6 protein-coding genes and 1 riboswitch are annotated in these 9,605 nt (G+C 73.6%); of the genes, 5 read left to right on the top strand and 1 reads right to left on the bottom strand.

The genetic code is table 11. The features are described from left to right. Positions 1–2: 2 nt before the first annotated feature. Positions 3–1,121 carry an alpha/beta hydrolase family protein gene (locus tag TR48_RS01390; RefSeq protein ID WP_042363869.1) on the bottom strand — a complete coding sequence of 373 codons (1,119 nt, stop codon included), beginning with the start codon at positions 1,119–1,121 and terminating at the stop codon, positions 3–5. Between the two features lie 267 nt (positions 1,122–1,388). On the opposite strand from TR48_RS01390, the gene TR48_RS01385 reads away from it, so the two are divergent. The 5 genes from TR48_RS01385 (at position 1,389) to cobN (ending at position 9,601) form a co-directional block, all read left to right on the top strand. Continuing rightward, a complete protein-coding gene (locus TR48_RS01385; protein WP_042363868.1) occupies positions 1,389–2,789 on the top strand; it encodes an NAD(P)/FAD-dependent oxidoreductase in 1,401 nt (466 codons plus the stop codon). Positions 2,790–2,897: 108 nt separating this feature from the next. Then, positions 2,898–3,053: a hypothetical protein gene (locus TR48_RS42855; protein ID WP_160311070.1), complete on the top strand. Its 156-nt coding sequence runs from the start codon at positions 2,898–2,900 to the stop codon at positions 3,051–3,053. Positions 3,054–3,109: 56 nt separating this feature from the next. Then, positions 3,110–3,284: riboswitch (cobalamin riboswitch) on the top strand. A 31-nt stretch (positions 3,285–3,315) separates the two neighbouring features. Continuing rightward, a complete protein-coding gene (locus TR48_RS01380; RefSeq protein ID WP_042363867.1) occupies positions 3,316–4,266 on the top strand; it encodes a cobalamin biosynthesis protein in 951 nt (316 codons plus the stop codon). After that, positions 4,263–5,762 carry a cobyric acid synthase gene (locus tag TR48_RS01375; RefSeq protein WP_042363866.1) on the top strand — a complete coding sequence of 500 codons (1,500 nt, stop codon included), beginning with the start codon at positions 4,263–4,265 and terminating at the stop codon, positions 5,760–5,762. The genes TR48_RS01380 and TR48_RS01375 overlap by 4 nt, the downstream gene beginning before the upstream one ends. A gap of 149 nt (positions 5,763–5,911) precedes the next feature. Beyond that, positions 5,912–9,601, top strand: a complete 3,690-nt coding sequence (cobN, locus tag TR48_RS01370; protein ID WP_236651960.1) for a cobaltochelatase subunit CobN — start codon at positions 5,912–5,914, stop codon at positions 9,599–9,601. The last annotated feature ends 4 nt before the right edge of the window (positions 9,602–9,605 follow it).

The following is a 9,605-nucleotide window of genomic DNA, read 5'->3' as shown; positions in this document are numbered from 1 at the left end:
CGCTAGAGCAGCGGGGTGACGAAGCGTCGCAGGACGTCCTCGTAGCCGTGCGGGTCGGCGTTCCACAACGCCTCGTGCTCCGTGCCGGGGAACTCGCGGAAGAGGACGAGGTCGTCGCGGCGGCGGGCGAGGCGGCGGACGGGTTCGATCGGGGCGATGGTGTCGTCGGGGCTGTGCAGGACCAGGGCCGGGACGTGGAGGCCGTCGCCGGAGGCGAGGTGGTCGAAGCCCGCGGTGTCGACGTCCGCGCGGCCCTCCGCGGCCAGCGTGCCGAGCTCGGCGAGCGGCTGCGGGACGCCCAGGCGCGTGGCCCGTCGGCGGACGGAGGTCCGGAAGTCCAGGACCGGGGAGTCGAGGACGAGGCCGCGCACGGACTCCCGCCAGGCGGAGCGCTCCGCGGCGTGCATGGCCATGGTCGCGCCCAGGCCCCAGCCGTACAGCAGGACCCGGCTCGCGCCCGAGTCCACGGCCAGGCGGATCGCCGCCTCGACGTCGCGCCACTCCGTCTCCCCGAAGTGGCCGATGCCGTCCGGGGACGGCGGCGCGCCCGGGTCGTTGCGGTAGCTGACGCTCAGCACCGGCAGCTTGAACTCCTCGAAGATCGGCAGCAGCGGCAGCACCTGGGCGCGGTCCGCGCCCATGCCGTGGATGGCGATCACCCAGGGGTCGCGCAGGCCGGGGAGGTACCACGCGGGCATCGCGCCCAGCTCGGTGGCGACGCCGGTGTCGGAGAAATCCAGCCCCAGGGCCGAGTGCGGGTCCCCGCGCAGCACCCACGGCGTCAGCGCCACCTTCTCGCCGGGCTCCGGCAGGGCTGTGCCGCCGGGACGGACGGCGCGGACGACGGTCTGGGCCGTCGTGGCGATCACGTCGCCGAGGACCACATGTCCGTCGGCGCCCCACTCCAGCGCCCAGACGCCGGGGCGCTCCGTCTCCGGAGCGCGGGTCAGCTCCACCCGGCCGGGAGCGACCGCGTGCACGCGCAAGCCCCCCGCCGAGGCGGGCGCCGCGCCGCCGGCCCGCACCGAGATCTCCGAGACCACTCGTCCCGCCACGAGCGCCACCACACCCGCGCCGACGGCGGAGGCGGTGACCACGACGGCTGCCTTGCCCCAACGCATGTCGCCCTCCCGATGGACGCTCGCTCGGATGTCCTCTCCATCCCAGTACCCCGGACCGCCGCCCGCCACCGGGACACGGCCTAACGGGGCGCTGGGAACCAGCTCACGTCCAGTCGACGGTTTGTCCGAAGAAGCCGCCCGGACCTTGACACTCTGTGCATTGCCGCAGCTCGCAGGCCCGGATAGCGTGCCGGAGCCTGAGCAGGCGAGCCGGCCTGGGCAGGAACAAGACAGCTCAGCCAAGACGCAGACGGAAGCAGGTCTGAAGTGGCCACGTCCACCACCGTCAACGGCGGTGTCTCCTTCTGGTACTCCGCCATCGGCCTCCCCGAGCCACGCCCCGCGCTGGACGGGTCCACCGAGGTCGACGTCGCCGTCGTCGGCGGCGGCTACACCGGCCTGTGGACGGCCTACTACCTCAAGCAGGCCGATCCCGCGCTCCGGGTCGCCGTCCTGGAGCAGCGCTTCTGCGGCTACGGCGCCTCCGGGCGCAACGGCGGCTGGCTCTACAACGGCTTCGCCGGGCGGTCGGTGTTCGCCAGGCGCTACGGCAAGCCGCGCGCCGTCGCCATGCAGCACGCGATGAACGCCTCCGTGGACGAGGTGCTGCGGGTCTGCGACGCGGAGGGCATCAAGGCGGACCAGACCAAGGGCGGCGTCCTGGAGGTCGCGCTCACCCCCGCGCAGGTCGAGCGCCTCGACGCGTTCGTCGCCGGCGAGCACGCCTTCGGCGAGACGGAGGTGCAACGCCTGACGGCGGCGGAGGCGTCCGAGCGGATCGCCGTCTCCGGCCTCCTCGGGGCGAGTTGGACCCCGCACGGCGCCCGGATCCAGCCCGCCAAGCTGGTCCGCGGCCTCGCCGAGGCGGTCGAGCGCCTCGGCGTCAGGATCTACGAGCAGACCACCGTCACCGAGATCCACCCGGCCCGCGGCGCGGCTCCCGCCCGCGCGGTCACCGGACGCGGCACCGTCTCCGCGAAGTTCGTGCTGCGTTGCACGGAGGGCTTCACGGCCAACCTGCAGGGCGAGAAGCGGTCCTGGCTGCCGATGAACTCCTCCATGATCGTCACCGCGCCGCTCCCGGCCTCGTTCTGGGACTCCGTCGGCTGGGACGGCCGCGAGACGCTGGGCGACTTCGCCCACGCGTACATGTACGCGCAGCGGACCGCGGACGACCGGATCGCCCTCGGCGGCCGCGGCGTCCCCTACCGCTTCGGATCGCGCACGGACAACGACGGCTCGACCCAGCCGAAGACCGTCGAGCAGCTGACCGAGATCCTGACCCGCTTCTTCCCCGCGGCGGAGGGCGTCGCCGTCGAACAGGCCTGGTCCGGCGTGCTGGGCGTGCCGCGCGACTGGTGCTCGACCGTGGCCGCCGACCCCGCGACGGGCCTCGGCTGGGCCGGCGGCTACGTCGGCAGCGGCGTCACCACGACGAACCTCGCCGCGCGCACGCTCCGTGACCTGGTGCTGGGCGAGCACACCGAGCTGACGGCCCTGCCGTGGGTGGACCACAAGGTTCGCAAGTGGGAGCCGGAGCCGTTGCGCTGGATGGGTGTCCACGGTATGTACGCGGCCTACCACTTCGCCGACCGTCAGGAGCGCGACGGGCGCGCCCACACCTCCCCGGTGGCCAGGGTGGCGGACGTGATCTCAGGGCGGCACTGACGCCGCCGGTTCCCCAAGGTGCAGAAATGTTCTGTTTGTCGGACGCTGGTGTGAGGACGGATCGGGGTCCGTCCAGGCCGCAGCAGCATTCGACACCTTGGGGTGCCCATGTCTGTCATCTTGTGCCTGCTTGTCGCCCCGCTGGGACTCTTCCTCATCCTCGGTCTCTCCTGGTTCGAGGATCATGTCCTCCGTCCGCCCGCGAGTCCGGCCGATCAGGCCCTGCAGAAGGCCGTGGAACTGCTCAACAAGCCGCGCTCCTGACAGTGACCTCTGACACCGGCGGGGCCGGTTGACGCTGCCTCCGACGCCATGGTGGGATCTTTACGCCAATCGGAGGCAAGGAGAGGAAGCCGGTGCGAATCCGGCGCGGTCCCGCCACTGTCACCGGGGAGCACCTGCGAACGACGGCCACGGCAGCGCGACGCTGTTGGAAGGCCCGCCGGTGCGTCGATCCGGAAGCCAGGAGACTCTCGCCTTCGGATCGTCGATCCAGGGCGCGGACCCTGAGTGAGGACACGCACCGGTGCGCAGTCGCGCGCGCAGCGCTTACGCGTTCGCTTTCGGGGCAGTTGCGGGTTATGCCGCCGACGCCGTGTTCGGCGACCCCCGACGTGGTCACCCCGTAGCGGGCTTCGGCCGATTCGCGGGGGCGCTGGAGCAGCGCCTCTACCGCGACCACCGCGGCGCGGGAGCCGCCTTCACCCTCGCCGCCGTCGGCGGGGTCACGGCCGCCGCGCTGCTGGCGCAGCGCGTGACGCGAAGCTCCCCCGCCGCGCAGGCGGCCCTCGCCGCGGCCGCGACGTGGACCGTCCTGGGCGGCGCGTCGCTCACTCGCGAGGCGCGCGCCATCGCCGGCGCGCTGGAGCGCGGGGACGTCGAGGCGGCGCGCGAGCGCCTGCCGCACCTGTGCGGGCGCGACCCGAGCGCCCTCGACGAGCAGCAGCTCGCGCGCGCCGTCGTCGAGTCCGTCGCCGAGAACACCGCCGACGCCGTCGTCAACGCGCTCGCCTGGGGCGCCGTCGCGGGCGCCCCAGGCCTGCTCGCCTTTCGGGCCGTCAACACCCTGGACGCGATGGTCGGTCACCGCTCGCCGCGGCTGATCCGCTTCGGGTGGGCCTCCGCGCGCCTGGACGACGTCGCGGGATGGCCCGGGGCGCGCCTGACCGGGCTGCTCACCGTCGCCGCGAGCGAGGACCGGGGCCGGACGTGGCGGGTGTGGCGACGTGACGCCGCGTCACATCCGAGCCCTAACGCCGGGCACGCCGAGGCGGCGTTCGCGGGCGCGTTGGGTGTCCGCCTCGGGGGCACGCTTCAGTACGGGGACAGAACGGAACACCGGCCGGTCCTCGGGGCCGGGCTGCGGCCGGTCGCGGTCGCGGACGTGGAGCGGGCCTGCCGGCTGTCGCGCCGGGTCGGCGCGCTGGCGCTGGCGGCCACCGTGACGGTGGCCCTGCTGAAGGGGGCTGCGACGTGAGCGGGGCGCTGCTGGTCGCCGGGACCACCTCGGACGCGGGCAAGAGCGTCGTCACGGCGGGCATCTGCCGCTGGCTGAGACGGCAGGGCGTCAAGGTCGCGCCCTTCAAGGCGCAGAACATGTCGCTGAACTCCTTCGTCACCCTCGACGGCGCCGAGATCGGCCGGGCCCAGGCGATGCAGGCCGCCGCCGCCGGGGTCGAGCCGGAGGCGGCGATGAACCCGGTGCTGCTCAAGCCCGGGGGCGACGGGCGCAGCCAGGTCGTCGTGCTGGGCAAGCCCGTCGCCGAGGTCGGCGCGCTGGACTACCGCGACCGCAAGCCCGCGCTGCTGCGGATCGCCCTGGACTGCCTGGCCGACCTGCGCAGCCGGCACGACGTGGTGATCTGCGAGGGCGCCGGCTCCCCCGCCGAGATCAACCTGCGCAGCGGCGACATCGCCAACATGGGCCTCGCCGTCGCCGCCGCCCTGCCGGTCGTGGTGGTCGGCGACATCGACCGCGGCGGCGTCTTCGCCTCCATGTTCGGCACGCTCGCGCTGCTCTCCGCCGAGGACCAGGCGCACATCGCGGGCTGGCTGGTGAACAAGTTCCGCGGCGACGCGCGGCTGCTCCAGCCCGGCCTGGACATGCTGCGCCAGGTGACGCACCGTCCGGCACTGGGCGTGCTACCGATGTTGTCGGGCCTGTGGCTGGACGCGGAGGACTCGCTCGACCTGGCGGGCGTCATGGCGCGCGACGCCTCCGGCCCGGCGGTCGGCGAGGACGTACTGCGCGTCTCCGTCGTCCGCCTGCCGCGCCTGTCGAACTTCACCGACGTCGACGCGCTCGCGCAGGAGCCGGGCGTGCTGGTGCGCTGGGCGACCCGGCCCGAGGAGCTGGCCGACGCCGACCTGGTCGTCCTGCCCGGCACCCGCGCCACCGTCACCGACCTCGCCTGGCTGCGCGACCAGGGCCTGGACCGGGCCGTCGCCGAACGGGCCGCGCGCGGCCTGCCCGTGCTCGGCGTCTGCGGCGGCTACCAGATGCTGGCGCGGACGATCGACGACCGCTTCGAGTCCAAGCAGGGCCAGGTGGACGGGCTCGGACTGCTGCCCGTGCGCATCGCGTTCGCGCGGGAGAAGACACTGGCCCGGCCGGTCGGCGAAGGTTACGGCGAGGTGGTGCACGGCTACGAGATCCACCACGGCGTCGCCGCCGTCGAGGGCGGCGAGCCGTGGCTGGACGGCTGCCGCGCGGGCTCCGTCTGGGGCACCACCTGGCACGGCGCGCTGGAGAACGACGGGTTCCGCCGCGCCTTCCTGCGCGAGGTCGCCGAGGCCGCCGGGCGGGCCTTCGTCCCCGCTCCGGACACCTGCTTCGCCGCCGCCCGCGAGGAGCGGCTGGACCGGCTCGGCGACCTGATCGCCGAGCACGCCGACACCGACGCGCTGTGGCGGCTGATCGAGGGCGGCACGCCGACCGGCCTGCCCTTCGTGCCGCCGGGGGCGCCGACATGAGCAGCGGCGCGAACGACGGCACGACGACCGGCGCGAGCCGCGATTCCACATCAACGAGCACTGTGAAAAAGGGAGTTGACCGGGTGGCTGAGACCCAGGACGCCGCGGACCAGCGGGGTGCATCGGAGAGCGGGACCACCGTCCTGCTGCTGTCGACCGCCGACACCGATCTGCTCGCGGCCCGCGCCTCCGGCGCGCGCTACCTGATCGGCAACCCGACCAGGACCGACGTGGCCGCCGAACTCCCCGCGCTGCTCGCCGACGCGGACGTGGTCGTCGTCCGCCTGCTCGGCGGCCGCCGAGCCTGGGACGACGGGCTGGCGGCGATCGCCGCCTCCGGCCTGCCGACCGTGCTGCTCGGCGGCGAGGCGGTGCCGGACGCCGAGCTGATGGGCATGTCCTCGGCCCCGGCCGGTGTCGTCGCCGAGGCGCTGCGCTACCTCGTCGAGGGCGGTCAGGCCAACCTGGCCGAACTGGCCCGGTTCCTCTCCGATACGGTCCTGCTCACCGGCGAGGGCTTCGCCCCGCCTCAGGCCATGCCGCAGTACGGCGTTCGGGGGGACGCTGAACCGCGGGACGGCCGTCCGACGGTGGGGGTGCTCTTCTACCGCGCCCACGAGCTTTCCGGGAACACCGCGTTCGTGGACACCCTCACCGCCGCGATCGAGGCCCGCGGCGGCAACGCCCTGCCGATCTACTGCGGTTCGCTGCGCGGCGCCGACGCGGGGCTGTTCGAGCTGGTCGGCAAGTGCGACGCGCTGGTCGCGACGGTGCTGGCGGCGGGTGGCACGGTGGCCCCAGGAAGTGCGGCGCGAAGCGCCTCGGACAAGGGTGCTGGCGGGCGACGGGCGGGCGCGTCGGCGGGCGGCGACGGCGAGGAGAGTTGGGACATCGGGCAGCTCGCCGAGCTGGACATCCCCGTCATCCAGGGCCTCTGCCTGACCTCCTCCCGCGCCGTCTGGGACGCGTCCGACGCGGCGCTGTCGCCGATGGACGCGGCCATGCAGGTCGCCATCCCCGAGTTCGACGGCCGCCTGATCTCGGTGCCGTTCTCGTTCAAGGAGACCGGCGCCGACGGCATCCCCGTCTACGTCGCCGACGAGGAGCGCGCCTCCCGCGTGGCCGGCATCGCGCTGCGGCACGCCGCGCTGCGCCACAAGCCGAACGCCGAGAAGAAGCTCGCGATCGTCTTCACCGCCTACCCGACCAAGCACTCCCGTGTCGGCAACGCCGTCGGCCTGGACACCCCGGCCTCGGCCGTGCGGCTGCTCGACGCCCTGCGCGGCGCCGGCTACACCGTCGACGGCTACCCGGCCGACGGTGACGAGCTGATCCACTCGCTGATCGCGGCCGGCGGCCACGACGTCGAGTGGCTGACGGAGGAGCAGCTACGGGCCGCGCCCGCGCGCGTCCCGCTCAAGGACTACCAGCAGTGGTTCGACGCGCTGGACGAGGAACTGCGCGAGGGCGTGCGGGAGCACTGGGGCGAGGCACCGGGCCAGCTCTACGTCGACGGCGACGAGATCGTGCTCGCCTCGCTCGCCTTCGGCAACGTCGTGCTGATGATCCAGCCGCCGCGCGGCTTCGGCGAGAACCCGATCGCGATCTACCACGACCCCGACCTGCCGCCGTCGCACCACTACCTGGCCGCCTACCGGTGGCTGGAGAACTCCTTCGGCGCGGACGCGGTGGTTCACCTCGGCAAGCACGGCACCATGGAGTGGCTGCCGGGCAAGGGCCTCGGGCTGTCCCGCGGCTGCGCGCCGGACGCGGTGCTGGGCGAGCTGCCGCTGATCTACCCCTTCATCGTCAACGACCCGGGCGAGGGCACCCAGGCCAAGCGCCGCGGCCACGCCACCATCGTCGACCACCTGGTGCCGCCGATGGCCCGCGCCGACACCTACGGCGACCTGGCCAAGCTGGAGCAGCTGCTGGACGAGTACGCGCTCGTCAGCGACCTGGACCCGGCCAAGGCCCCGGCCGTGCGGGCGCAGATCTGGACGATCGTCAAGGCCGCCGAGCTCCACCACGACCTGCACGTCGCCGAGCAGCCGGACGACGACGCGTTCGACGAGTTCGTCATGCACATCGACGGCTACCTGTGCGAGATCAAGGACGTGCAGATCCGCGACGGCCTGCACATCCTGGGCGGCGGCCCGGTGGACGAGGCGCGGGTCAACCTGGTGCTGGCGGTGCTGCGTTCGGCGCAGATCTGGGGCGGGCGCGCCGACGCGCTGCCCGGTCTGCGGGCCGCGCTGGCGTCCCACTTCGGCCTGGTGGAGAAGGAGTTGATCGCCGAGCCGGGCGCGGTCGTGACCGTCTCCGAGGCGCTGCGCGCGCTGGTGGACGGCCCCGCGCGGACCGGCGCGGACGCGCTGGACCTGCTGGAGCAGCTGTGCCGACGCCTCGCCGAGGGCATGGAGGCGCGCGGGTGGGCCGTCGAGGCCGCGCCCGGCCTGGTGCTGGAGGTGCTCGGCGGGCCGCTGGACACCGCCGTCGCCGTGCTGGAGTTCGCCGCCGAGGAGGTCGTGCCGCGACTGGCCCGCACCACGGACGAGTTGGACCACATCCTGCGGGCGCTGCGCGGCGGCTACGTCCCGGCCGGGCCGTCCGGCTCGCCGACGCGCGGGCTGGTCAACGTGCTGCCGACGGGCCGGAACTTCTACTCGGTGGACCCCAAGGCCATCCCTTCGCGCCTGAGTTGGGAGGTCGGGCAGGCCCTCGCCGACTCGCTCGTCGCCCGCTACCTCCAGGACACCGGTGCCTACCCCAAGTCCGTCGGCCTGACCGTCTGGGGCACGTCCTGCATGCGCACCCAGGGCGACGACATCGCCGAGATCCTGGCGCTGCTCGGCTGCCGTCCGGTCTGGGACGACGCCTCGCGCCGGGTCACCGGCTTCGAGGTCGTGCCGCTCGCCGAGCTCGGCCGGCCGCGCATCGACGTGACCGTCCGCATCTCCGGCTTCTTCCGCGACGCCTTCCCGCACGTCGTCGCCCTGCTGGACGACGCGGTGCGGGCCGTGGCCGAGCTGGACGAGCCGGCCGACGCCAACTACGTGCGGGCCCACGTCGACGAGGACACGGTCGAGCACGGCGACCGCCGCCGCGCCACAGCCCGCATCTTCGGCTCCAAGCCCGGCGCGTACGGCGCGGGCCTGCTGCCGCTGATCGACGCCCGCAACTGGCGCTCCGACGCCGACCTGGCGGAGGTCTACGCCGTCTGGGGCGGCTACGCCTACGGGCGGGGCCTGGACGGCCGGGCGGCGCGCGGGGACATGGAGCAGGCGTTCCGCCGCATCTCGGTGGCCGCGAAGAACGTCGACACGCGCGAGCACGACCTGGTCGACGCCGACGACTACTTCCAGTACCACGGCGGCATGGTGGCCATGGTCCGGCACCTGACCGGCGAGTCGCCCGCCGCCTACGTCGGCGACAGCGCGACGCCCAGCCAGGTCAAGACCCGCACGCTGGGCGAGGAGACACACCGGGTCTTCCGCGCCCGCGTGGTCAACCCGCGCTGGATGGCGGCCATGCGCCGCCACGGCTACAAGGGCGCGTTCGAGATGGCCGCGACCGTCGACTACCTCTTCGGCTACGACGCCACGGCGGGCGTGGTCGACGACTGGATGTACGAGAAGCTCGCCTCCGAGTACGTCTTCGACCCCACCAACCAGGAGTTCATGCGCAAGTCCAACCCCTGGGCGCTGCGCGGCATCACCGAGCGGTTGCTGGAGGCGGCGGAGCGCAAGCTGTGGGCGGAGCCGGACCAGGACACCCTGGACCAACTGCGCGCGACGTATCTGGAGCTCGAAGGCGACCTGGAAGGGGACTCGGAGTGAGCAC

The organism is Streptacidiphilus neutrinimicus (assembly GCF_000787815.1).
GTDB classification, from domain to species: domain Bacteria; phylum Actinomycetota; class Actinomycetes; order Streptomycetales; family Streptomycetaceae; genus Streptacidiphilus; species Streptacidiphilus neutrinimicus.
This window is presented reverse-complemented; position numbering and strand designations above follow the sequence as displayed.

What these genes read in the sequence shown, in the direction of transcription:
- TR48_RS01390 (WP_042363869.1), bottom strand. Translation starts at nt 1,121, where the DNA reads ATGCGTTGGGGCAAGGCAGCCGTCGTGGTCACCGCCTCCGCCGTCGGC.
- TR48_RS42855 (WP_160311070.1), top strand. Translation starts at nt 2,898, where the DNA reads ATGTCTGTCATCTTGTGCCTGCTTGTCGCCCCGCTGGGACTCTTCCTC.